This is a genomic window from Jiangella asiatica, assembly GCF_004349065.1.
Taxonomy (GTDB): domain Bacteria; phylum Actinomycetota; class Actinomycetes; order Jiangellales; family Jiangellaceae; genus Jiangella; species Jiangella asiatica.
In genome coordinates this window covers 1-21,800 of record NZ_SMKZ01000066.1, presented here as the reverse complement: position 1 = coordinate 21,800, position 21,800 = coordinate 1, and the positions used below count along the sequence as shown (strand labels likewise).

Below are 21,800 nucleotides of genomic sequence, written 5' to 3'. Positions count from 1 at the left end.
CACAGGGCTGTGGATAACTCAGCCGAGGGGGTCGTCCGGACCGGCGGTCGAGAGCCGCAGCGCTCGGGCATCGCGGGCTAGGATCTCCTCGCGCAGCGCCAGCAGGGACTCCGCGGTGTCGGTGCCGGCGCGGAAGAACCGCCCGGACAGCTCGTCGAGGCGGCCGTCGCTGATCGCGCCCACCAGGTCCACGACGTCGGTGGCCGCCGTCCACGTCGTGCGGCCAACGTGCATGGGCATCGCCGTGGTCATGCCGGTCTCGACATGGCCGGGTGAGAGGTCGAAGGTGGCGATCCCCTGCCCGCGGTACTGGACGTCCAGCATCGACGTGAAGCGGGCCAGCGCGCCCTTGGCCATGGCGTAGCCGGTGTAGTACGGCGCCGGCCGGTATCCCAGGCCGCTGTTCAGGTTGACCACCCTGCCGCCGCCCCCGGCCAGCATGACCGGCATTACGGCATGGGTGACGAGCAGTGGGCCGCGCACGTCGACCTCGATGACCCGCCAGCTGTCCTCGACGTCGGTGTCCAGGAACGGCCGCTCCACCCGCTCGATGATGCCGGCGTTGTTGACCAGGAGGTCGATGCGGTCGAGGTGGCCGGCGACCGCCTCGACGGCGGCGGCCACCTCCTCGCGGCTCGTGACGTCGGCGGTGACACCCACCGCGGCCACGCGGCGGTGCCGGCACTCGGCCACCACCTCGTCGAGACGCTCCCGGTCGCGGGCGAGCAGGCCCACCGCGACGCCCCGGTCGGCCAGGCCGAGCGCCAGCGCCCGGCCGATGCCCCGGCTGGCACCGGTGATCAGCGCCGTCCGGCCGGCCGGCACCTCCGGCACCACGACCATCAACTGCCTCGCAGTACGGCGCCGGTACGCTCGGCCGCCGCGGCCACCGCGGCGTCGCGGGCCGCCGTCGTCTCGTCCACCGTGAGCGTCCGGTCCGGCGCGCGGAAGCGCAGCGCGTACGCCAGGGACTTGCGGCCCACGCCGAGCTGGGCGCCGGTGAAGACGTCGAACAACCGCACCGACTCCAGCAGCTCGCCGGCACCAGCACGCAGGGCCGCCTCGACCGAGGCCGCCGGCACCGACTGGTCGACGACCAGCGCGACGTCCTGCATCGCCACCGGGAACGTGGACACCGACGGCGCCCGCACCGGCTCCTCGACCACGCCGTCCGCCCCGAAGTAGCGGTCGAGCTCCAGCTCCATGGCCACGGTGCGGGCCGGCAGACCGAGTGCCGCGACGACGCGCGGGTGCAGCTCACCGGCGTGCCCGACCAGCGTGTCGTCGACGTAGAGCGCCGCGCACCGTCCCGGGTGCCACGGCGCGTGCTCGTCGCGCTCCACCCGCAGCGTCACGCCGGCCGCCCGCGCCACGACCTGGCCAGCCTCGACGGCGTCGGCCCAGCTCACCGGGCGGGCCGGGCCCCACCAGCCGGCGGGTTCGCGGTCACCGGCCAGCGCGACGGCCACCCGGTGCGGCTGCGACGGCACCGCGGCCAGCAGGTCGGCCAGCTCCTCGTCGGTGGGCCGGCGGTCGACGGCCAGCCGCGGCGGCACCGCAAGCGTGCCCGGCTCGGGCCGGAAGACGAGACCGGACTCGAACAGCGCGACGTCCGGCGCCCCTCGACCGATGTTGCGCCGCAGTGTCGCCAGCAGGCCGGGCAGCAGCGTCGTGCGCAGCAGCGGCTGCTCTTCGGAGAGCGGGTTGGCCAGTCGCAGCGCGTGCCGGCGCGCGTCGTCGGCGGGGAATCCGAGCGCGTCGAACTCCGCGTCGCCGACGAAGGGGTACGACGGCGCCTCGATGTAGCCGGCCGCCGCGACCGCACGCTCAACCCGCCGCCGCAGTCGCTGCGCCGCGGTGATGCCGCGCCCGGCCGGGGCGACCGGCAGCACCGACGGGATCGCGTCGTAGCCGTGCAGCCGGGCGACCTCCTCGACCAGGTCGTACGGGTCGGTGAGATCGGGCCGCCAGGTCGGTGGGTGGACGGCGATCCGCCCGGCACCGGCGCCGGCGTCCTCCACCCTGGCGCCGACGGCCGTCAGCAGCGCGGTCACCTCGTCGGCCGGGTAGTCCACGCCGGTGACGCGGGCCGGGAGGGCGGCGTCGATCTCGATGGTCGCGGGCTGTGGCGCCGCGCCGACCAGCGTCAGGCCCGGCTCCTCGGTGGCACCTCCGAGGGACACCAGCAGGTCGACGACCCGCTTCGCCGCGACCGCCGGCAGGGCGGGGTCGACGCCGCGCTCGAACCGCTTGGACGCCTCACTGGGCAGCTTGTGCCGGCGCGCCGTGCGGGCGATCCCGGTCGGCTCGAAGTTCGCCGCCTCGACCACGATGGACGCGGTGGCGCCGCTCAGCTCGGTGGTGCCGCCGCCCATGACACCGGCGAGTCCGATCGGCCCGGAGTCGTCGGTGATGAGCAGGTCGTCGGGGTCGAGGCCGCGGACCACGCCGTCCAGCGTGGTGATCTTCTCGCCCTTCGTGGCCCGCCGGACCACGATGGTCCCGGCCAGCGCGTCGCGGTCGTAGCCGTGGATGGGCTGCCCCAGCTCGAGCATGACGTAGTTGGTGACGTCGACGGCGAGGGAGATGGGCCGCATGCCGGCAAGTTGGATGCGCCGCTGTAGCCAGCGCGGACTCGGGGCCGCGGGGTCCAGGCCGGTCACCGTCCGCGCCGCGAACACCGGGCACCGGTCGGTGTCGTCGACCCGCACCGGGTAGTTGCCGGTCGCGTCCCCAGGTGCCGGCTGCTCCGGGGCCGCTCCCGGGTCGCGGAAGGCCGCGCCGAACGCCGTCGCCGTCTCCCGGGCCACGCCCCGGACGGACAGGCAGTAGCCGCGGTCAGGCGTCACGGCGATGTCGAGGACGTCGTCGCGCAGCTTCAGCAGCTCGATCGCGTCGTCGCCCGGCGAGGCCTCTTCCGGCTCCAGCACGAGGATGCCGGTGTGGTCGTCGCCGAGCCCGAGCTCACGTGCAGAGCAGATCATGCCGTCGGAGACGTGCCCGTACGTCTTTCGGGCGGTGATGGCGAACCCTCCGGGCAGCACGGCACCGGGCAGGGAGACGACGACGAGGTCGCCGACGGCGAAGTTGTGTGCGCCGCAGACGATGCCACGCGGCTCCGGCTCGCCCACGTCGACCGAGCACCAGCGGATGGTCTTGCCGTTCTTCTGCGGCTCGTCGGTGAACTCCACCACCCGGCCGGCAACGAGCGGTCCGCTGACGTCGGCGCCGGCCTCCTCGACGGTCTCGACCTCGAGCCCGGCGCGGACCAGGCGGGCGCCCACCTCGCGGGCGGCGACGTCGTCGGGCAGCTGGACGTACTCGCGCAGCCAGCTCAGGGGGACGCGCATCAGATCTCCATCCCGAAGGCCGCTGCGAAGCGGACGTCGCCCTCGACCATGTCGTGCATGTCCTCGATGCCGTGCCGGAACATCAGCGTGCGCTCCAGGCCCATCCCGAAGGCGAACCCGGTGTACCGGTCCGGGTCGATGCCGCAGGCGACGAGCACCCGCGGGTTGACCATGCCGCAACCTCCCCACTCGATCCAGCCCTCGGAACCGCAGGTGCGGCACGGGTTGTCCGGGTCGCCGACGGACGCGCCGCGGCACACGAAGCACTGCAGGTCCATCTCGGCGCTGGGTTCGGTGAACGGGAAGTACGACGGGCGCAGCCGGGTGGTGATGCCGTCGCCGAACATGGACGAGGCGAAGTGGTCCAGCGTGCCCTTGAGGTGCGCCATCGTCAGGCCCTCGTCGACGGCGAGCCCTTCGACTTGGCTGAACACCGGCGTGTGGGTGGCGTCGAGCTCGTCGGTGCGGAACGTGCGCCCGGGACAGATCACGTAGATGGGCGGCTTGCGGGAGAGCATGGTGCGCGCCTGCACCGGCGAGGTGTGCGTGCGCAGCACCAGGCCGGAGTCCCCAGAACCCCCAGCCTCGACCCAGAAGGTATCTTGCATGGTGCGCGCCGGGTGGTCCGGCCCGATGTTGAGCGCGTCGAAGTTCAGCCATTCGGCCTCGACCTCGGGACCCTCGGCGACCTCCCAGCCCATGGCCACGAACACGTCGGCGACCCGCTCCTGGATCGTGGTCAGCGGGTGCCGCGCGCCCCGCGGCGCCCGGTCCCAGGGCAGCGTGACGTCGACGGCCTCCTCGACGAGGACCCGCTCGTCGCGCTCGGCCTCCAGCTCCTCCTGCCGCGCGGCCAGCGCCTCGGCGACCTCTCGGCGGGCGGCGCCCACCCGCTGGCCGGCCTCCTTGCGCGCCTGCGGCGGCAGCGCGCCGATCTCGCGGTTGGCCAGCGCGAGCGGCGAGCGGTCTCCGGTGTGGGCGAGCCGGGCCTGTTTCAGCTGCTCCAGGTCGGCGGCCGCGGAGAACGCGGCCAGGGCGTCGGACACCGTCCGCGCCACCTCGGCGGGCTCGAGCGGCGTCACTCTCTTCGGGTCGTAGTCGCTGTTCGGCGCGGACATCTTCCTCGTCTACTCACGCGTGGTCAGGGCCGGCGGGCGGTCGCCCGGGTGGTCACCCAAGACAAAGCGCGAGTCTACGACCCCGACCTCGCCTGGCGCACCACGCCCGCCCTTCCCCCGTTGATCTTGGAGTGAACGCGACATTGCGGCCCGGAATGCCCGATAGATTCCACCGTTGCTCAAGATCAACGGAGGGGCGGCGGACGAGACCGCGACGACCTGGGCCGTCAGTGGTGCTGCTCCTCCGGGAACAGCCGCGCGGGGAAGCCGCCGGTGGCGATCGGGCCCCACCGCTGCGGCGTGATGCGCAGCAGGGACTTGCCCTGCCGGTGCATGGCCTCGCGGTAGGCGTCCCAGTCGTCGTGGTCGCCGGCGATGTTGCGGTAGTACTCGACCAGCGGCTCGACGGAGTCGGGCAGGTCGATCACCTCCGCCGGACCGTCGAGCTGGACCCACGGCCCATTGAAATCGTCGGACAGCACGAGGATGCTCGCGTGCGGCCGGTGCCGGACGTTCTGCGCCTTCGCGCGGTCGGGGTAGGTCGAGACGACGATGCGTCCGGAGTCGTCGACGCCGCAGGTCACCGGCGACGCCTGCGGCGAGCCGTCGGCGCGGGCGGTGATGACGATGCCATGGTGGCGGGGCCGGACGAACTCCAGCAGCCCGGCAAGATCGACGGTCGTGTTGGTCGCGATGCTCGGCATGGGCCTCACCCTACGACGCTGCTGGGCTTGACCTTCACACCGATGTGAAACGCATAGCGTCGAGGTCATGGATCTGCAGGTGGTGCTACCCGGCGAATCCCCTGACCTGCCGCCGGAACGGCTCGCCGGCCTCGCGGCCGAGGCCGAGTCGTTCGGCTACCAGGCAGCGTGGCTGCCAGACCACGTCCTGCCACCCGGCCCGTTCGGCAGGGAGTACGGGGGCGTCTACGAGCCGCTGACGACGCTGGCGTACCTGGCCGCGCGCACCGAGCGGCTGCGGCTGGGCACCTCGGTGCTGATCCTGCCGCTGCGCAACCCGTTCGTGGTGGCGAAGCAGGCGGCGACGGTGCACCGGCTGTCCGGCGGTCGGCTGACCCTGGGCCTCGGCCTCGGCTGGAACCGGTCGGAGTTCGCGGCGCTCGGTGCCGAGTTCGCCGGCCGCGGCGCCCGGGCCGACGACGCCATCGGCCTGATGCGCGCGCTGTTCGACGGCGCGTCGTCGTACCACGGGACGCACCACCGGTTCGAGGCCGGCACGTTCGAGCCGGTGCCGGCGACCCCGCTGCCGATCATGGTGGGTGGGGTCTCGGACCGCGCGCTCGCCCGCGCGGCCGCGCTCGCCGATGAGTGGCAGGGCTTCGCCATGACCCCCGACGAGTTCGCGGTGCGGCTGCGAACCCTGCGGCGCCTGCGCGACGAGGCAGGCGCCGGGCCGATCCGTACCGGCCTGCGCACCGAGTGGACCGGAGGCGACCGGCACGAGCTCGCCGCCACGGTCGACAGTGTCCGGCGCACCGCCGCGGCCGGTGCGGACGCCCTCGCCGTCTGGTTCGGTCACCACGACGGGTTCGGCGACCGGATGCGTGAGTTCGCCGCAGCCTGCGGCGCCTGACGTGGTGAGGCTCAGACCGGGTGGACCCGGAGCGGCAGGCAGTCGGCGATGGCGGTGTAGTCGGCGTCCTGGTGCAACAGGGCGACGCCGTTGCGCAGCGCTACCGCGGCGATGAGGCAGTCCACACGACTACGCACCGTGCGGCCCGGCCGGCGCACGGCGAGATGGACGGCCGCGGCCTGCCGGAAGTCCAGCCGCGGATCAAGGCCGAGGACCGGAAGACCGTTGGTCAGTCTCTCCAGCGCGTCCGTACGAGCCGGCGTGTCCGCGCCCGCCAGAAGCTCCATGACCACCGGCTCCGTGGTGCTGATGTCGGCGCCTTCTCGATCAGGCGGGTGAGCTCGACCGCCGCCGAGCTGTCCGTCGCGCGCAGGTAGTCGATCCAGGCTGGCGTGTCGACGAGGATCATGCCGTCGAGGCCGGTGCGTCGCCAGAACGAAGCTCGTCCAGGTCCGCGCCCCAGCCCACGCCGCGCAGACCGAGCAGGAAGTCCTTGGTCAGCGGCACGCCGACGAGACGGCGCAGGGCGAGGTCGACGGCCTCGCGCTTCGTGGTGACGCCATATCTCCGCATCACCTCGTCAACGAGGTCGTCGTCGAGATCGATGTTGGTGCGGGTCATACACCAACGACACACCTAGACACGCCGGCCGCCTCGGCAGCGCTGCACCCGGGCGGCCGCGTAGAGGCACACGGCCGCGGCGGTGGCCAGGTTCAGGCTCTCGGCGCGGCCGTGGATGGGCACGCTCACGACGTGGTCGGCCAGTGCCCGCACGTCGTCGGGCAGGCCCCATGCCTCGTTGCCGAACAGCCAGGCGACCGGGCCGTCCAGCATCCCGGCGCTTTCGGCTTCGTCGAGGTCGAGGTCGGCGGCGCCGTCGGCGGCCAGCACCGTCAGCCCGCCACGGCGCAGCGCGTCGACGGCCTCGGTGGCCGGGACGTCGGCGACCACCGGCAGGTGGAACACGCTGCCGGCCGAAGCCCGGACCGCCTTGCCGCCCTGCGGGTCGACCGAGCCGCGGGTGAGCACGACGGCGTCCGCGCCGGCCGCGTCGGCGCAGCGGATGACGGTCCCGGCGTTGCCGGGGTCGCGCGCCTCGGCCAGGACCGCCACCAGCCACGTGCCGCCGCCCAACGCCGTCGGCAGATCCACGGTCAGCGAGCGGCACACCGCGACCAGCCCCTGCGGCGTCACGGTCTCCGACAACGCGGCGAGGGCGGCGTCGTCCGCGGTCACGACGGCCACGCCGGCGGCCCGCGCGCCGGCGACGATCTCCGGCCAGCGCTCGGCCGCGGCCGGCGTCGCGAACACCTCGACGACTCTATCCGCACCGGCCGCGACGGCCTCACGGACCGCCTGCGGCCCTTCGGCCAGGAAGCGCCCGGTCTTCTCGCGGGCGGGCCGGCGCAGCAGCTTGCGCGCCTCGCGCACCCGCCCGGAGCGATCGGTCAACATGTGTGGCCTCCACCGCCTCCCGATGATCATGTTTTCTGGCGGTCACCCTGCGACCGCCAGAGAACATGATCATCGGAACATGCGAAGACCGGGCCTGCTGGCGGCAGACCCGGTCTCGACGGAACGACGCTCAGGCGGCCGGGGCGTTCCGGTCGGCCGGAAGGGCGCCGCGCGCAACCTCGACCAGCGCCGTGAAGGCGGCCGGGTCGTTGACGGCGAGGTCGGCGAGCATCTTGCGGTCGACATCGACCTCGGCCAGCCGCAGCCCCTGGATGAAGCGGTTGTACGTCAAGCCCTCGGCGCGAGCGGCCGCGTTGATCCGAGTGATCCAGAGCTGCCGGAAGTCGCCCTTGCGCTGCTTGCGGTCGCGGTAGGCGTAGACGAGCGAGTGGGTGACCTGCTCCTTCGCCTTCCGGTACATCCGGGAGCGCTGACCCCGGTAGCCGCTGGCCCTCTCGAGCGTCTCGCGGCGCTTCTTGTGGGCGTTCGCCGCCCGCTTCACGCGTGCCACTGTTACTCCTTGCTAGGTTCGGCCGGATCGGACCGGACGAGTGATTCGGTTCGGTCGCCGGCTACTTGCCGAGCAGCTTCTTGACGCGCTTCTGGTCGGCCTTCGCCACCTCGGTGGTGCCGTCGAGGCGACGGGTCAGCGTGGAGGGCTTGTGCTCCAGGTAGTGGCGGCGGTTCGCCTTCTGGCGCCGGATCCGGCCGGTGCCGGTGATCCGGAAACGCTTGCTGGCACCGCTGTGCGTCTTGTTCTTCGGCATGGCGCCGCGTGTCTCCTCTTAGTCTTCGTTGTCCGGGGTCGGCCTGACGACCTCGCCGCGGTCGGCCTTGCTGGCCTCCGCGGCCGCCCGGCCGGCCGCGCGCTCGGCCCGCTCGGCCTCTTCGTCCGCGCGCCGCTGCGCCTGCCGTTCGATCTTGGCCGCTTCGCGCTCGGCCTTGGCGTCGGCCTTCTTCTTGTGCGGCCCCAACACCATGATCATGTTGCGGCCGTCCTGCTTGGGCGACGACTCGACGAAACCCAGGTCGGTGACGTCCTCGGCCAGTCGCTGCAGCAGCCGGAAGCCCAGCTCCGGCCGGGACTGCTCGCGGCCGCGGAACATGATGGTGACCTTGACCTTGTCGCCCTCGGCCAGGAACCGCTCGACGTTCCGCTTCTTGGTTTCGTAGTCGTGCTTGTCGATCTTGGGTCGGAGCTTCTGCTCCTTGATCAGGACATGACTCTGGTTCCGGCGAGCCGCGCGCTCCTTCATGGCGGACTCGTACTTGAACTTGCCATAGTCCATGAGCCTGGTCACCGGCGGGCGAGCGCCGGGCGCGACCTCGACGAGGTCGAGGTCCGCTTCCGCGGCGAGCCTGAGGGCGTCCTCGATACGGACGATCCCCACCTGCTCACCGTTGGGGCCGACGAGCCGGACCTCCGAGGCGCGGATCCGGTCGTTGATGCGGGGCTCTGTGCTGATGCCTTCCTCCTGAATTCGACGGGCTGTGTTGCGACCACACCCCGTGGAAACACAACTGGCCCCCGCAGAGCATGCTCGCGGAGGCCAACCCATCAGCGCCACGACGCATTCCGCGTCACGACACCGCAGACACCCGTGCTGGATGTCCTGACCTGGGACCCGACGATCTGCGCGATCGGTGCGGGTGGGAGAGTCTCCGCTTGCTGGCCGATCCGCCCGAGAACAGACCGGTCCGGTCGGTGTGAGAGCCTACCACGAGTGAGCATTCCGGAGCACATTCCCGACCAGGCCACCCGCGATCTGGCCGAGGTCCCGGCCGTCGAGGTGGTGTCGACCGCCGCCGTCCATCTCATGAGCGCCGCGGCTGTGCATCTCGGGCTGGCCGAGGACCTCCCCGACCACCGCGACCTGGACGAGGCCCGGACCCTCATCGAGGCGCTGGCCGGCCTGATCACCGCGAGCGCTCCGGCGCTCGGCAGCCATCACGCCGCGCCGCTCCGCGATGGCCTCAAGACGCTGCAGCTGGCCTTCCGTGAGGCATCGCCGCTACCGGACCCCGTCGGCCAGGGCCCCGGTGAGAAGTTCACCGGCCCGGTCTACTCCTGAGCCGTCCCACCGCTCAGCGGATCATCGCCCGGCGGACCCGCCGCCACATCCGGCCGCCGGTGCGCCGGACCCGGGCTCCGGCGTGACGCACCCGCGGGCCAGGCGACGAAGCCGCACCGGTCGCGGGCTCACTCTCGACGGGCTCCGTCGGCACCAGCCCGGCCCAGGTGCCCAGCGGCCGCCAGCCGGCGGCGAGCGACCTCAGCTCCGCGGTGTCGACGGAGAACACGACCGGCCCAGCCAGGTCGATGACGAGCGCGTCGGCGCCGTCGGCCAGCGCTGCTTCTGCGGCACTGCGCGTTGGCACCGGGGTCGGCCGAGCCTCGGGGTCCCACCGCTGGAGCGCCTGGACGCAGGTGAAGGCGAGCAGCCCGCGCCGTCCGTCCCGGCCGGTGGTCAGCACCGTCGCCATCTCGGTGAGCTTCTCCCCCGCCACCGCCTCGGTCGGCACCTCGTCGGGTGCCGCCTCGGCGGCCGGAACGGCCACCACGGGGATCAGCAGCCGACCGCCCGCGAGCGCGGCGAGCACGTCGGCTGGACCGCCCTCGCCGCGCCCGTACGCGGCCAGTGCCGCCTCGATCCGGGGGTCGGCCGAGCCGTCGTCGTCGCCGAACGGCGTCGACGGCACCGGGCGTCGGGGCGCGGAAGTCACGGGCGGCGACCATAGCCCGATCGACGGGCTCGCGCCATACGGCCAACGGTTTTCGCGACTCCGAACCACCTGCGACATGGGACATTTGGGACTGTTCGGACCTCCGGAGCGTTATGCAGAACCGAGGGGCGACGGGGGCCGAAGGCTTCGCTGAGCCCTCGGTCGAGGCCGGATGTCGACTGGGGAGAGTTCGTGACCTTTGCATGACGCGACTTCTGAATAGGCTGCGGGGCAGCGATCGCAACCGTGCCGCCGGTCCATCGTGTCGATCGGCCGCCACCTTCCGGTGAACGTACACTCCCCCCGTGGACATCTCCGTCTCCGACGCACCGGTGGGCCGCCTGCTCGACGGCCGCTACCGGATCGAGGCGCTGCTGGCGCGCGGCGGGATGGCCACCGTCTACCGGGCAACCGACACCCGGCTCGACCGCTTGGTGGCCCTGAAGGTCATGCACGCCGAGCTGGCCGCGGACGACGACTTCGTCGCGCGCTTCATCGGTGAGGCCCGGGCCGTGGCCAAGCTGTCCGACCCCAACGTCGTCAACGTCTTCGACCAGGGCGAGGACGACGGTGCCGTCTACCTGGCCATGGAGTACATCCACGGGCGGACGCTGCGCGACGTGCTGCACGAGCGCGGCCGGCTCGGCGCCGACCTGGCGCTCGAGGTCACCGAATCGGTGCTCTCCGCGCTGGCCGCCGCGCACCGGGCCGGCATCGTCCACCGCGACGTGAAGCCCGAGAACGTCCTGGTCGGCAACGACGGACGGGTCAAGGTGGCCGACTTCGGCCTGGCCCGGGCGCTGAGCAGCTCGTCCAAGACCACCCGGGGCCTGCTCGGCACCGTCAGCTACATCTCACCGGAGCAGGCGCTCGGCGAGCGGGCCACCCCGCGCTCCGACGTCTACTCCGCCGGCATCATGCTCTTCGAGCTGCTCACCGGCCGCACCCCGCATGAAGGCCCCACCGACTTCGTCGTCGTACGCAGCCACATCGACGACGACGTCCCGCCGCCGTCGGAGTCGGTGCCGCTGCCGCCGGCGGTCGACGACATCGTGCTCGCCGCCACCGCCCGCGACCCGCGCGACCGCTACGCCGACGCCGGCGCGTTCCTCGAGGCGGTCCGGACCGGGCGCGCGAGCCTCACCGGCGTCGAGCTGCCCGAGGTCGACGACGCCGCGGACCACGCCCACCTGCACGCCGAGCCGCGCGACTCCGCGGGTGTCACGCTCGACGAGGCACTGGCCGGCACCGTCCTGGCCGATCAGCTGGAAGCCCCGGCGGACGACGAGCAGCCGGCCGATGCCGAGGACGACCGGCCCGACGACGCCGCCCGGTACGCCGGCGACGACACCCATCGACACCCGCCAGCCGCGGCCGGTTCCCTGACCATCTTCGACGACGAAGACGAAGACGACGGGCGCCGCGGCACCACCCGGCTCATCGACACGCCGGCGCCCGCGGCGCCGGCCACCCGGTCGCGCTCGGCCGCCCACCGCGGTCGCACCCGCAGCCGGCGCGGCCTGTTCCTGTTCTTCTTCGTCCTGCTGCTCGCCGTCGGTGTGGCGGTGGGCGCCTGGTGGTACGGGTCCGGCCGCTGGGAGTCCACGCCGTCGCTGCTCAACCTGAGCGCCGAGCAGGCGCAGGCCACGGCCGAGGAGCACGGCCTCACCGCCACCGCCGACGGCGAGGCGTTCTCCGAGACGGTCGAGGCCGGCCTGGTCCTCAGCACCGACCCCGCGCCCGGCGAGCGGATCCTGGGGGGCGGCGAGATCTCCTACGTGCTTTCCCGGGGCCCGGAACGCTACGAGGTGCCGCAGCTCACGGGCCTCACCGTCGACGCAGCCACGGAGGCCGGGGCGGCCCAGTCCATCACCGTTCGGGTCGACGAGGAGATCTACAGCAACGACGTCGAGGCCGGCCTGATCATCTCGCAGAGCGTCGAACCGGGCGAGCAGGTTCGCCGCGACTCCGAGGTCTCCGTCGTCGTCAGTCTCGGGCCGCAGCCGATCGAGATCCAGGACTTCACCGGCCAATCCGGCGATGATGCCCGGGCCGCGCTCGAGGAACAAGGGTTCACCGTCAATTCACGCGAGGAGAACTCCGACAGCGTCGCCGCCGGGCTCGTGATCTCTCAACATCCCGCAAGCGGCACCGGATTCCGTGACGACGAGATCACAATCGTGATCTCCCTCGGTCCGGAATTGGTGGAAGTTCCCAACGTCATCGGCGAAAGAGTCGCGCGCGCTGAGGAATTGCTCAGCGAGGCCGGATTCGTGGTCGAGGTCGAGGATCTGCTCGAGATGCCCGGCGACGACCGCGGCGCCCGGGTCGTACGAGTCGAGCCCGAGGGTTCGAGCCTGCCGCGCGGCTCGACCATCACGCTTTACCACTTCTGATGCCCGCCACCGCCCTGCTCGGCACTCACCTCCCCGCCGCCGGCAAGCTGGCGACGGTGCCGGCTCGCGCCGCGGCGCTCGGCGCCGCCAGCGTGCAGGTGTTCCTCGGCAACCCGCGCGGCTGGGCGGCCACGCCCGGCGATCGGGCCACCGACGCGGCGTTCCGGGACGCCGCGGTCGAGTGCGAGCTGACGGTCCTGGTGCACGCCGCGTACTTGGTCAACCTCGGCAGCCCGACACCGCTCACCTACGAGCGCTCGGTCACGAGCCTGTCGTACGCGCTGGTCCGGGCCCGGGAGGTAGGCGCGAGCGGCGTCGTCGTGCACACCGGCTCCTGCGTCGCCGACGGCGACCACGACCGGGCGATGCGCCAGGTGCGCGAGGCATTGCTACCCCTGCTGGACGGCCTGGGCGACGGCTCCCCCGACCTGCTGCTGGAACCGACCGCGGGGCAGGGCCGGTCGCTGTGCGCGGGCCTGGACGATCTCGCCGGCTATCTCGACGCGCTCGATTACCACCCGCGCGCCCGGGTCTGCCTGGACACGTGCCACCTGTTCGCCGCGGGCCACGACCTCGCCACGCCGGGCGGCATGACCGCCATGCTGGACCGGTTCGCCGAGATCGCCGGCGTCGACCGGCTGGCAGCGGTTCACGCCAACGACTCCGTGGACCGGTGCGGCTCGTTCCGCGACCGCCACCAACGCATCGGTGCCGGCCATATCGGCACTGCCGCGTTCGGCGAACTTCTGCACCACAAATCGGTCGCCGGATTGCCTGTGGTGCTGGAGACGCCCGGTGGCCCGCCGGCCTACGCCGAAGATCTTTCGCTGTTGGAAAAATTACAGCCGACTTCCCGCGAATAACAACATGAGATGTCAAGTGACCAGTTTGTGACCAACTGTCTTACTCTCTGGACAACCCGTCCGTACTGGCCTTTCCGTGGCCTACGTTCGAATAGGGCACGAGCGGTCGGGAGGTTGCGTCATGGTGGTCGTGATGTCACCTGAGGCTAGCAACGAGCAGATCGAGGCGGTCGTCGTCCGCGTCCGGATGACCGGCGGCGAGGCGTTCGTCAGCCGCGGCCGGCACCGCACCATCGTCGGCCTGGTCGGCGACCTCGACGACTTCCGGGCCCTCAACCTGCGTGGCATGCCCGGCGTCGCCGACGTCATCGCCATCTCCACCCCGTACAAGCTCGTGAGCGTCGACCACCAGCCGGAGCGAAGTACCGTCGTCGTCGGCGTGGAGTCCGGCGCGCATCCGGTGATGATCGGCCCCGGCACGTTCACGCTGATCGCCGGCCCGTGCGCGGTCGAGTCCCTGGAGCAGACCCTCGAGGCGGCCGAGATGGCCAAGGCCGCCGGCGCCACCGTGCTCCGCGGCGGCGCGTTCAAGCCGCGCACGTCGCCGCAGGCGTTCCAGGGCCTGGGCAAGACCGGGCTGCACATCCTGGCGGAGGTGCGCGAGGTCACCGGCCTTCCCGTCGTCACCGAGGTCATCGACGCCGCCGACGTCGGCCTGGTGAGCTCGTTCGCCGACATGCTCCAGGTCGGCGCCCGCAACATGCAGAACACTGCGCTGCTGCAGGCCGTCGGAGCCGCCGGCAAGCCGGTGCTGCTCAAGCGCGGCATCCAGGCAACCGTCGAGGAGTGGCTGATGGCTGCCGAGTACGTCGCGCAGCGCGGCAACCTCGACATCGTCCTGTGCGAGCGCGGCATCCGCACCTTCGAGACGTCCACCCAGACCACGCTCGACATCGCCGCCGTCCCCGTCGTGCAGCGGCAGTCGCACCTGCCGGTCATCGTCGACCCCTCGCACTCCGCCGGCCGGCGCGAGCTGGTGCTGCCGCTGTCGCGCGCCGCCATCGCCGTCGGCGCCGACGGCATCCTCGTGGACGTCCATCCCGACCCCGAGTCCGCACTGTGCGACGGGCCGCAGGCGCTGGCCGGTGCCGACGTGCGTGAGCTGGCGTCCACGATGCGCAAGCTGATCCCGGCCACCGGCCGCCACCTGGGCAGCCCGTCCCCCGTCGGGATGTGACCCCAGCTGCCGGTCAGCGGGCGACGGGCTCGACGCCGTCGCCCTCCCGGCCGGTGACGGTGTCCACAACGTCACGCTGTGTTAGGTGCGCCCGGATCGAGTACGCCAGCGCTCCCGCCCAGGCCACCGCGGCCAGCGTGTAGGCGGCCGCGCGGACACCGTCGCCGGCGTCGACCCAGTCGCTGCGCAGGATGGTCCGGGTGTTGGTCAACACGATCAGGCCGCCGACGGCCGGTCCCAGCACCCGCGGCGGCACGTGGCGCACCAGCCAGGCCGCGACCGGTGCCGCGACGACGCCACCGGCCAGCAGCACCGCGACCCACGACGCCTCGATGTTCTGCGAGCCCAGACCCACCAGGAAGCCCGCGCTCGCGGCCACGGCCACCATGAACTCGCTGGTGTCGATGGACCCGATGACCTTACGTGGCTCCATCCGCCCGCTGGCCAGGATCGCCGGAGTGCCGACCGGGCCCCAGCCTCCCCCGCCGGTGGCGTCGACGAAGCCGGCGACCAGCCCCAGCGGCGTCAGGAACCGCCGTCGCAACGGCCGGCCGAGCCGATCCGCCGGCAGGCCCCAGCCGGTGAAGCGGACCAGGATGTACAGGCCGAGCGCCAACAGGATGATCGACATCACCGGCGCGGCGGCCTTGGTGGAGAGGTTGGAGAGGAAGGTCGCGCCGGCGAACGCGCCGACCGCGCCCGGCACGCCGATCTTCGCCACGACCTTCCAGTCGACGTTGCCGAACCGCCAGTGCGACAGCCCCGATACCAGGGTGGTGCCGATCTCGGCCAGGTGCACGGTCGCCGACGCCGCCGCCGGGTTGGTGCTGACGGCCAGCAGCAGTGTGGTCGACGTGACGCCGTAGGCCATGCCCAGACTGCCGTCGACCAGCTGCGCTGCCATGCCGGCCAGGCCCAGCAGGACGAGTGTGCGCATGCGCGCTCCCTAATGCCAACTTAAACCATCGAATCTATAGGAATAGTCGCCTACGGGAGCCCGGTGGTCAACGGATGGAGGCCGGCGTCTCACCGACCGGACGACGAGATCGTCGAGCGCCGTGGTCGTCGCCGGCTGTCGAAGTAGGGCTACCCGGCGGCTCAGCGGACGAGCTGGGCGAGCACCTTGGCCGCTCGCTGTGCGTCGGCGGCGGTGAGGTCGAGGTGGGTGATGAGCCGCACCACGCCGGCGCCGACGATGCCAGTGAGGATGCCTTCGGCGCGGGCCCGGTCGACCAGCTGCTCGGCCCGGTCGCCGACGTCCAGAAGCACGATGTTCGTCTCGACGGTGCCGGGGTCGACGACGCTCGGGTCGGCCTCGGCGACCGCGGCGGCGATGGTGCGGGCGTTCGCGTGGTCCTCGGCCAGCCGTTCGACGTGGTGGTCGAGTGCGTAGAGGCCGGCGGCGGCCAGGACGCCGGCCTGGCGCCAGCCGGCACCCAGGCGCTTGCGCCAGATCCGAGCCTGCGCGATCGCGTCGGCGGAGCCGGCCAGCAGCGAGCCCACCGGCGCGCCCAGTCCCTTGGAGAGGCAGACGGCGACGGTGTCGAAGAGCCGGCCGTAGTCGCTTGTGGCGGTGCCGGTCGCGACGTGCGCGTTCCAGATACGGGCACCGTCGAGGTGCAGCCGGATGCCGACCGGTTCGACCAGGTCCCGCAGGGCCACGAGGTCGTCGAGCGGCTGGACGGAACCGCCGGCGAAGTTGTGGGTGTTCTCGACCGCGACCGCAGCGGTCGAGACGAGGTACGGCCCGGCGTCGGGTGCCATCAGACGGCGCACGGCGGCCAGGTCGACCCCGCCGCGTGGGTGCGACCATGTGCGGGTCGTCACGCCGGTCCAGGTGGCGTGCGCGCCCAGCTCGGCGCGCACGACGTGCGCCTGCGCCTCGCACAGCAGCTCCTGGCCGGGCCCGACCAACGCCCGCACCCCGAGCAGGTTGGCCAGCGAGCCGCTGACGGTGAACAGCGCGGCCTCGTGGCCGAGGAGGCCCGCGACCCGCTCCTCCAGAGCGTGGACTGTCGGGTCCTCGTCGTAGACGTCGTCACCGGTCTCGGCCCGCGACATCGCCGCCAGCATGCCCGCGGTCGGCCGGGTCACGGTGTCGCTGCGAAGGTCGATCACGCCAGGGCCCATGGCCGCCACCCTAAGCCACAGTGCCAACCGTGAGATCCCACGCGCGAGCGGGTCCCACAACGGTCAGGAAACCAGCCGCCGCCCATGATCACGAAGAGGGTGGCTAACGTCTGAACCGACCATGCATGCACATGCATGCCGACCATCCGGAGGAGCCAACCGTGTCCACGTCCGAGATCGACCACCTGCTCTCGACCACCCGCGCCGTGCGCAAGAGGCTCGACCTCGAGCGACCGGTCGAGCCCGGCGTGATCCTCGAGTGCCTGCGGCTGGCGATCCAGGCGCCCAGCGGCGGCAACCGGCAGAACTGGCGGTTCGTCGTGGTCACCGATCCGGAGAAGCGCGCCGGCCTGGGCGAGCTCTACCGCTCCGGCGGGCGCGACTACCTGGCCACTCGCCGCGCCTCGATCACGACCGACGACCAGCTGCGGGCCGCGGAGTCGTCGGAGTACCTCGCCAGTGTCATCGAGCGCGTGCCGGTCCACGTCATCCCGTGCCTCATCGGCCGGCCGCCGGCGGTGGAGAACCAGGCCGGCTTCTTCGGCTCGATCCACCCGGCCGCGTGGAGCTTCATGCTGGCGCTGCGTTCACGCGGCCTGGGCTCGACGTGGACGACGTTCCACCTCGCGCACGAGCGGGAGGCGGCTGCCCTGATCGGCATCCCCGACGACGTGACACAGGTGGCCCTGCTGCCGGTCGCGCACACGATCGGGACGGAGTTCAAGCCCGCCCGCCGCCGGCCGGTGGAGGAGGTCACGTACTGGAACGAGTTCGGCAACACCGAGCACTGAGCCCATGATCATCAACCGTTGGCGACGTCATACGGTCGCCAACGGTTGATGATCACGGGCCGGGCCGGGGTCAGCTCGCGGACTCGAGCAGCTCGGCGACCAGGAAGGCCAGCTCCAGCGACTGGGTGCGGTTGAGCCGCGGGTCGCAGACCGTCTCGTAGCGGCTGCCCAGGCCGTCCTCGGCGATCGGGTCGCCGCCGCCGACGCACTCTGTGACGTCGTCGCCGGTCAGCTCGACGTGGATGCCACCGGGGTGGGTGCCCAGGGCACGGTGCACCTCGAAGAAGCCGCGGACCTCGTCGACGACGTCGTCGAAGCGGCGGGTCTTGTGACCGCTGGGCGCCTCGTAGGTGTTGCCGTGCATGGGGTCGCAGATCCACGACGCGACGAGGCCGTCGGCGGTGGCCTTCTGGATCAGCGCCGGCAGCACCTCGCGGATGGTGCCGGCACCCATGCGGGTGACGAACGTCAGGCGGCCCGGCTCGCGCTGCGGGTCCAGCTTGTCCGCCAGCGCCAGCAAGTCGTCCGGCGTGGTCGACGGGCCCACCTTGACGCCGATGGGGTTGCGGATGCGTGCGGCGAACTCCAGGTGGGCGCCGCCGAGCTGGCGGGTGCGCTCGCCGACCCACACGTAGTGGCCGGAGACGTCGTACGGCGCCCCGGTGCGGGAGTCGACCCTGGTCAGCGCCAACTCGTAGTCGAGCAGGAGAGCCTCGTGGCTGGAGTACAGCTCGACGGTGCGCAGCTGGTCGGTGTCGATCTCGATGGCCTTCATGAACGACAGTGCCTGGTCCAGGCGTCGGGCCAGCCGCTCGTAGCGCTGGCCCGCCGGCGAGGTGCGCACGAAGTCGGTGTTCCACGAGTGCACTTGGTGCAGGTCGGCGTAGCCGCCGCCGACGAAAGCCCGCGTCAGGTTAAGCGTGGCGGCGGAGGCGTGGTAGGCGCGAACCATCCGGTACGGGTCGGGCACCCGGGCGGTCTCGGTGAAGTCGAAGTCGTTGACGATGTCGCCGCGGAAGGCCGGCAGCGTCACACCGTCGCGCGTCTCGGTGGACTTGGAGCGGGGCTTGGCGTACTGCCCGGCCAGCCGCCCGATCTTCACCACCGGCACGCTCGCGGCGTAGGTGAGCACGACAGCCATCTGCAGCAGAGTCTTGAGCTTGTTGCGGACGTTGTCGGCGCTCACGCCGGCGAAGGTCTCGGCGCAGTCGCCGCCCTGCAGGACGAACGCCTCGCCCCGGGCGACGGCGGCCAGCCGCTCGCGGAGCAGGTCGCACTCGCCGGCGAACACCAGCGGCGGCATGGACCGGAGCTGGGCGACGGCGTCCTCGACCCCGGCGGCGTCGGGCCACTCCGGCTGCTGCTGCGCCGGCAGCGCACCCACGGTCTGGATCAGCTCGTCGTAGAGCGCACGGTCCTCGGGCGAGTTCACGCCTTACAGGGTAGGACGTCGCCCGAGCGGCCGGGCGCGAGCGCCCACACCGCGGACATCGTCGTCGACGCCGCGGGGATAATGTTGGCTGCGATCCGCCCAGAGCCCACATCCGACAGAAGGTCACGAATCCATGCCCGAGAGCACTGCTGTGCGGAAGGTCGCCATGCTCACCGCCGGAGGACTGGCGCCATGCCTGTCGTCGGCCGTCGGTGGTTTGATCGAGCGGTACACCGAGATCGCGCCCGAGGTGGAGATCATCGGTTACCTCGACGGCTACGCCGGCCTTCTGACCGGCCGTTCGGTCACCGTCACGCCGGAGCTGCGCTCCACCGCCTCCCGCCTGCACCGCTTCGGCGGCTCGCCCATCGGCAACAGCCGGGTCAAGCTGACCAACGTCGCCGACTGCGTCAAGCGCGGGCTGGTCCAGGAGGGCCAGGACCCCTTGCACGTCGCGGCTCAGCAGCTCACCCGCGACGGTGTCGACGTGCTGCACACCATCGGCGGCGACGACACCAACACCTCCGCCGCCGACCTCGCGGCCTACCTCGCCGGCAACGACTACGAGCTTACGGTCGTGGGGCTACCCAAGACCGTCGACAACGACATCGTGCCGGTGCGGCAGAGCCTGGGTGCCTGGACCGCCGCCGAGCAGGGCTCCATCTACGCGCGCAACATCATCGCCGAGCACTCGTCCAACCCGCGGATGCTCATCGTCCACGAGGTCATGGGCCGGCACTGCGGCTGGCTCACCGCGGCGACGGCGCGGGCCTACCGGCGGTGGCTGGCGGCGCAGGAATGGGCACCGGAGATCGGCCTGGACCCGCGGCGCTGGGACGTGCACGCCGTATACCTGCCCGAGCAGAAGATCGACCTGGACGCCGAAGCCGGCCGGCTGCGCAGCGTCATGGACGCCACCGGCTGCGTCAACATCTTCCTGTCCGAGGGCGCCGGCGTCGACTCCGTCGTCGCGGAGATGGAGGAGGCGGGCGAGGAGATCCCGCGCGACCCGTTCGGTCACGTGAAGATCGACAAGATCAACCCCGGCGCCTGGTTCGCCGACCAGTTCGCCGCCCGGGTCGGCGCGGAGAAGGTCATGGTCCAGAAGAGTGGCTACTACAGCCGGTCGGCCGCGGCGGGCGGCGACGACCTGCGGCTGATCAAAAGCTGCACCGACCTCGCGGTCGAGTGCGCGCTGCGCCACGAGGGCGGCCTCATCGGCCACGACGAGGAGCACGGCGGCCGGCTACGCGCCATCGAGTTCGAGCGCGTCAAGGGCGGCAAGGCGTTCGATCCGTCCACCCCGTGGTTCGCCGACCTGCTCGGTGCGATCGGCCAGCCGGTCAGCTGAGCGTCCCCGCCTTCTCGGCGGGCCCCCGCTCCCCCGGCGGGTGTGATCTGGGTGATTCCGGGTAGGACCGGACGTAGCCTCGCGCCTGATTTCGGATCGGCGCGGGGCTGATGGCATCATCGGTGGCTGCGAACCCGGCAGGACGACACGCGAGAGGTGGTTTGATGTCGACGGCGGTCGAGCCGACTGCCCCGAGTTCGAGCACGACGCGCGCTACGCCGACTGTCACCGGCACCTCCACCGGCCCTCGCTCGACCGGCCGCACGCGGCGCCGCGCCGAGCGGCGCGAGGGCTTCCGCGCGGACATCGAGGGTCTGCGTGCGGTGGCGGTGGGTCTGGTGTTGGCCTATCACGCCGGGTTGCCGTGGGTGCCGGGCGGGTTCGTCGGGGTGGACGTGTTCTTCGTCATCTCCGGGTTCTTGATCACCGGGTTGATCGTGCGGGAGGTGGAGACCACCGGCCGGTTGCGGCTGGCCCGCTTCTACGCCCGCCGGATCCGGCGGTTGTTGCCGGCCACCGCGGTGGTGCTGGCCGCGACCGCCGCGCTGACCGTCGCGGTGCTGCCGCCGGTGCGGTGGGCACAGACCGCCGGGGACATCGCCGCCGCGGCCGGGTACGTGGTGAACTGGCGGCTGGCCGGTGACGCGGTGGACTACCTGTCCGCCGATGCCCCACCCAGCCCGGTGCAGCACTTCTGGTCCCTGGCCGTGGAGGAACAGTTCTACCTGGCCTGGCCGCTGCTGATCATCGCCGTGGTGTGGGCGCACCGCCGCTTCGGGCGCCGTTCCTCCCCGCGGCGGGCGCTGGTGGCCGGGCTTGCCGTCATCGCCGTCCCGTCGCTGGCCTGGTCGGTCCACCTCACCGCCACCTCCCCGGGGCAGGCCTACTTCGTGTCCACCACCCGCGCCTGGGAGCTGGCCATCGGCGCCGCGCTCGCGCTGGCCGCCACCCGGCTGGCCCGGCTACCCCACCGCAGCGCCACCGTGGCGGCCTGGGCCGGGCTGGGCGCCATCGCCGTGGCCGCGCTCACCTACGACGCCACCACCGCCTTTCCCGGCCACACCGCGCTGCTGCCCACTCTGGGCGCGGCCGCGGTCATCGCCGCCGGCACCACCACACACCGCACCAGTCCCGGTGCCCTGCTGGGCACCGCACCGATGCGCTTCATCGGTGGGCTGTCCTACTCGCTGTACCTGTGGCACTGGCCGCTGCTCATGGCCGCCACCGCCGGCTGGGGCGGGCTCAGCACCGCCCAGGGCCTGCTCGTGGTCACCGCCAGCATCGTCCCCGCCTGGCTCACCCACCGCCTCGTCGAGGCACCCATCCACCACGCCCGCGCCCTGGCCACCCACCCCGCCCGCGCGTTCGCCGTCGGCGCCCTGGCCACCGCGGTCGCGCTCACCGCGGCCGCCATCAC

22 protein-coding genes are annotated in these 21,800 nt (G+C 72.2%); 8 read left to right on the top strand and 14 right to left on the bottom strand.

Annotated features, from left to right (window positions below; translation table 11 throughout):
* Positions 1-18: 18 nt before the first annotated feature.
* From E1269_RS28630 to E1269_RS28615, 4 genes are all read right to left on the bottom strand, one after another.
* Entirely contained in the window at positions 19-843 is an 825-nt protein-coding gene (locus E1269_RS28630) for an SDR family NAD(P)-dependent oxidoreductase (protein ID WP_131901077.1), read from the bottom strand.
* Positions 843-3,350: a phenylalanine--tRNA ligase subunit beta gene (pheT, locus tag E1269_RS28625; RefSeq protein ID WP_131901075.1), complete on the bottom strand. Its 2,508-nt coding sequence runs from the start codon at positions 3,348-3,350 to the stop codon at positions 843-845. Before pheT ends, E1269_RS28630 begins: the two co-directional genes overlap by 1 nt.
* The gene (gene pheS, locus E1269_RS28620; RefSeq protein WP_131901073.1) at positions 3,350-4,468 is read right to left on the bottom strand and encodes a phenylalanine--tRNA ligase subunit alpha; all 1,119 of its coding nucleotides are present in this window, start codon (positions 4,466-4,468) and stop codon (positions 3,350-3,352) included. Before pheS ends, pheT begins: the two co-directional genes overlap by 1 nt.
* A gap of 227 nt (positions 4,469-4,695) precedes the next feature.
* On the bottom strand, positions 4,696-5,172 hold the full coding sequence (locus E1269_RS28615; protein WP_131901071.1) for a PPOX class F420-dependent oxidoreductase: 477 nt from the start codon (positions 5,170-5,172) through the stop codon (positions 4,696-4,698).
* Positions 5,173-5,239: 67 nt separating this feature from the next.
* Between E1269_RS28615 and E1269_RS28610 the strand changes: the two genes are divergently transcribed.
* Positions 5,240-6,064 carry a TIGR03619 family F420-dependent LLM class oxidoreductase gene (locus E1269_RS28610; RefSeq protein ID WP_131901069.1) on the top strand — a complete coding sequence of 275 codons (825 nt, stop codon included), beginning with the start codon at positions 5,240-5,242 and terminating at the stop codon, positions 6,062-6,064.
* 11 nt (positions 6,065-6,075) lie between these two features.
* On the opposite strand, the gene vapC is transcribed toward E1269_RS28610, so the two are convergent.
* The 6 genes from vapC to infC all read right to left on the bottom strand — a co-directional run bounded on the left by vapC (position 6,076) and on the right by infC (position 8,985).
* Positions 6,076-6,351, bottom strand: a complete 276-nt coding sequence (vapC, locus tag E1269_RS28605; protein WP_239001063.1) for a type II toxin-antitoxin system VapC family toxin — start codon at positions 6,349-6,351, stop codon at positions 6,076-6,078.
* 118 nt (positions 6,352-6,469) lie between these two features.
* On the bottom strand, positions 6,470-6,685 hold the full coding sequence (locus tag E1269_RS28600; RefSeq protein WP_131901067.1) for a type II toxin-antitoxin system VapB family antitoxin: 216 nt from the start codon (positions 6,683-6,685) through the stop codon (positions 6,470-6,472).
* A 15-nt stretch (positions 6,686-6,700) separates the two neighbouring features.
* Positions 6,701-7,519: a TrmH family RNA methyltransferase gene (locus E1269_RS28595; RefSeq protein WP_239001062.1), complete on the bottom strand. Its 819-nt coding sequence runs from the start codon at positions 7,517-7,519 to the stop codon at positions 6,701-6,703.
* A 130-nt stretch (positions 7,520-7,649) separates the two neighbouring features.
* Positions 7,650-8,030, bottom strand: coding sequence for a 50S ribosomal protein L20 (rplT, locus tag E1269_RS28590; RefSeq protein WP_131901063.1), 381 nt, complete (start codon positions 8,028-8,030; stop codon positions 7,650-7,652).
* 61 nt (positions 8,031-8,091) lie between these two features.
* The gene (gene rpmI, locus E1269_RS28585) at positions 8,092-8,286 is read right to left on the bottom strand and encodes a 50S ribosomal protein L35 (protein ID WP_131901061.1); all 195 of its coding nucleotides are present in this window, start codon (positions 8,284-8,286) and stop codon (positions 8,092-8,094) included.
* Between the two features lie 18 nt (positions 8,287-8,304).
* Complete coding sequence (infC, locus tag E1269_RS34035) at positions 8,305-8,985, bottom strand: translation initiation factor IF-3 (RefSeq protein WP_203434169.1); 681 nt, start codon at positions 8,983-8,985, stop codon at positions 8,305-8,307.
* 258 nt (positions 8,986-9,243) lie between these two features.
* Between infC and E1269_RS28575 the strand changes: the two genes are divergently transcribed.
* Positions 9,244-9,591, top strand: a complete 348-nt coding sequence (locus tag E1269_RS28575; RefSeq protein ID WP_131901057.1) for a DUF1844 domain-containing protein — start codon at positions 9,244-9,246, stop codon at positions 9,589-9,591.
* 13 nt (positions 9,592-9,604) lie between these two features.
* On the opposite strand, the gene E1269_RS28570 is transcribed toward E1269_RS28575, so the two are convergent.
* Positions 9,605-10,243, bottom strand: coding sequence for an SseB family protein (locus E1269_RS28570; protein WP_162606677.1), 639 nt, complete (start codon positions 10,241-10,243; stop codon positions 9,605-9,607).
* 305 nt (positions 10,244-10,548) lie between these two features.
* Here E1269_RS28570 and pknB point away from each other — a divergent pair, with 305 nt between their 5' ends.
* From pknB to aroF, 3 genes are all read left to right on the top strand, one after another.
* The gene (gene pknB, locus E1269_RS28565) at positions 10,549-12,639 is read left to right on the top strand and encodes a Stk1 family PASTA domain-containing Ser/Thr kinase (RefSeq protein ID WP_131901053.1); all 2,091 of its coding nucleotides are present in this window, start codon (positions 10,549-10,551) and stop codon (positions 12,637-12,639) included.
* Positions 12,639-13,502 carry a deoxyribonuclease IV gene (locus E1269_RS28560; protein WP_131901051.1) on the top strand — a complete coding sequence of 288 codons (864 nt, stop codon included), beginning with the start codon at positions 12,639-12,641 and terminating at the stop codon, positions 13,500-13,502. Before pknB ends, E1269_RS28560 begins: the two co-directional genes overlap by 1 nt.
* A gap of 121 nt (positions 13,503-13,623) precedes the next feature.
* Positions 13,624-14,679, top strand: coding sequence for a 3-deoxy-7-phosphoheptulonate synthase (gene aroF, locus E1269_RS28555; protein ID WP_131901049.1), 1,056 nt, complete (start codon positions 13,624-13,626; stop codon positions 14,677-14,679).
* A gap of 13 nt (positions 14,680-14,692) precedes the next feature.
* Here the strand turns inward: aroF and E1269_RS28550 are convergent, their stop codons facing one another.
* Both E1269_RS28550 and E1269_RS28545 read right to left on the bottom strand, forming a co-directional pair.
* Positions 14,693-15,616: a sulfite exporter TauE/SafE family protein gene (locus E1269_RS28550; RefSeq protein ID WP_131901047.1), complete on the bottom strand. Its 924-nt coding sequence runs from the start codon at positions 15,614-15,616 to the stop codon at positions 14,693-14,695.
* 161 nt (positions 15,617-15,777) lie between these two features.
* The gene (locus tag E1269_RS28545) at positions 15,778-16,809 is read right to left on the bottom strand and encodes a threonine aldolase family protein (RefSeq protein WP_203434165.1); all 1,032 of its coding nucleotides are present in this window, start codon (positions 16,807-16,809) and stop codon (positions 15,778-15,780) included.
* A 161-nt stretch (positions 16,810-16,970) separates the two neighbouring features.
* On the opposite strand from E1269_RS28545, the gene E1269_RS28540 reads away from it, so the two are divergent.
* On the top strand, positions 16,971-17,600 hold the full coding sequence (locus tag E1269_RS28540) for a nitroreductase family protein (RefSeq protein ID WP_162606676.1): 630 nt from the start codon (positions 16,971-16,973) through the stop codon (positions 17,598-17,600).
* Between the two features lie 70 nt (positions 17,601-17,670).
* Here E1269_RS28540 and E1269_RS28535 read toward each other — a convergent pair whose 3' ends face one another.
* Positions 17,671-19,032, bottom strand: a complete 1,362-nt coding sequence (locus E1269_RS28535) for a class II 3-deoxy-7-phosphoheptulonate synthase (RefSeq protein WP_239001061.1) — start codon at positions 19,030-19,032, stop codon at positions 17,671-17,673.
* Positions 19,033-19,165: 133 nt separating this feature from the next.
* On the opposite strand from E1269_RS28535, the gene E1269_RS28530 reads away from it, so the two are divergent.
* Positions 19,166-20,383 (top strand): pyrophosphate--fructose-6-phosphate 1-phosphotransferase, encoded by a 1,218-nt coding sequence (locus tag E1269_RS28530; protein ID WP_131901043.1) that lies wholly within the window; start codon positions 19,166-19,168, stop codon positions 20,381-20,383.
* 164 nt (positions 20,384-20,547) lie between these two features.
* The coding region (locus E1269_RS28525) for an acyltransferase family protein (RefSeq protein WP_131901041.1) at positions 20,548-21,800 on the top strand (1,253 nt) is incomplete at its 3' end.

Coding starts and splice junctions, on each gene's coding strand:
- E1269_RS28630 (WP_131901077.1), bottom strand. CDS start 843: ATGGTCGTGGTGCCGGAGGTGCCGGCCGGCCGGACGGCGCTGATCACC.
- pheT (WP_131901075.1), bottom strand. CDS start 3,350: ATGCGCGTCCCCCTGAGCTGGCTGCGCGAGTACGTCCAGCTGCCCGAC.
- pheS (WP_131901073.1), bottom strand. CDS start 4,468: ATGTCCGCGCCGAACAGCGACTACGACCCGAAGAGAGTGACGCCGCTC.
- E1269_RS28615 (WP_131901071.1), bottom strand. CDS start 5,172: ATGCCGAGCATCGCGACCAACACGACCGTCGATCTTGCCGGGCTGCTG.
- E1269_RS28610 (WP_131901069.1), top strand. CDS start 5,240: ATGGATCTGCAGGTGGTGCTACCCGGCGAATCCCCTGACCTGCCGCCG.
- vapC (WP_239001063.1), bottom strand. CDS start 6,351: ATGGAGCTTCTGGCGGGCGCGGACACGCCGGCTCGTACGGACGCGCTG.
- E1269_RS28600 (WP_131901067.1), bottom strand. CDS start 6,685: ATGACCCGCACCAACATCGATCTCGACGACGACCTCGTTGACGAGGTG.
- E1269_RS28595 (WP_239001062.1), bottom strand. CDS start 7,519: ATGTTGACCGATCGCTCCGGGCGGGTGCGCGAGGCGCGCAAGCTGCTG.
- rpmI (WP_131901061.1), bottom strand. CDS start 8,286: ATGCCGAAGAACAAGACGCACAGCGGTGCCAGCAAGCGTTTCCGGATC.
- E1269_RS28560 (WP_131901051.1), top strand. CDS start 12,639: ATGCCCGCCACCGCCCTGCTCGGCACTCACCTCCCCGCCGCCGGCAAG.
- aroF (WP_131901049.1), top strand. CDS start 13,624: ATGGTGGTCGTGATGTCACCTGAGGCTAGCAACGAGCAGATCGAGGCG.
- E1269_RS28550 (WP_131901047.1), bottom strand. CDS start 15,616: ATGCGCACACTCGTCCTGCTGGGCCTGGCCGGCATGGCAGCGCAGCTG.
- E1269_RS28545 (WP_203434165.1), bottom strand. CDS start 16,809: ATGGGCCCTGGCGTGATCGACCTTCGCAGCGACACCGTGACCCGGCCG.
- E1269_RS28530 (WP_131901043.1), top strand. CDS start 19,166: ATGCCCGAGAGCACTGCTGTGCGGAAGGTCGCCATGCTCACCGCCGGA.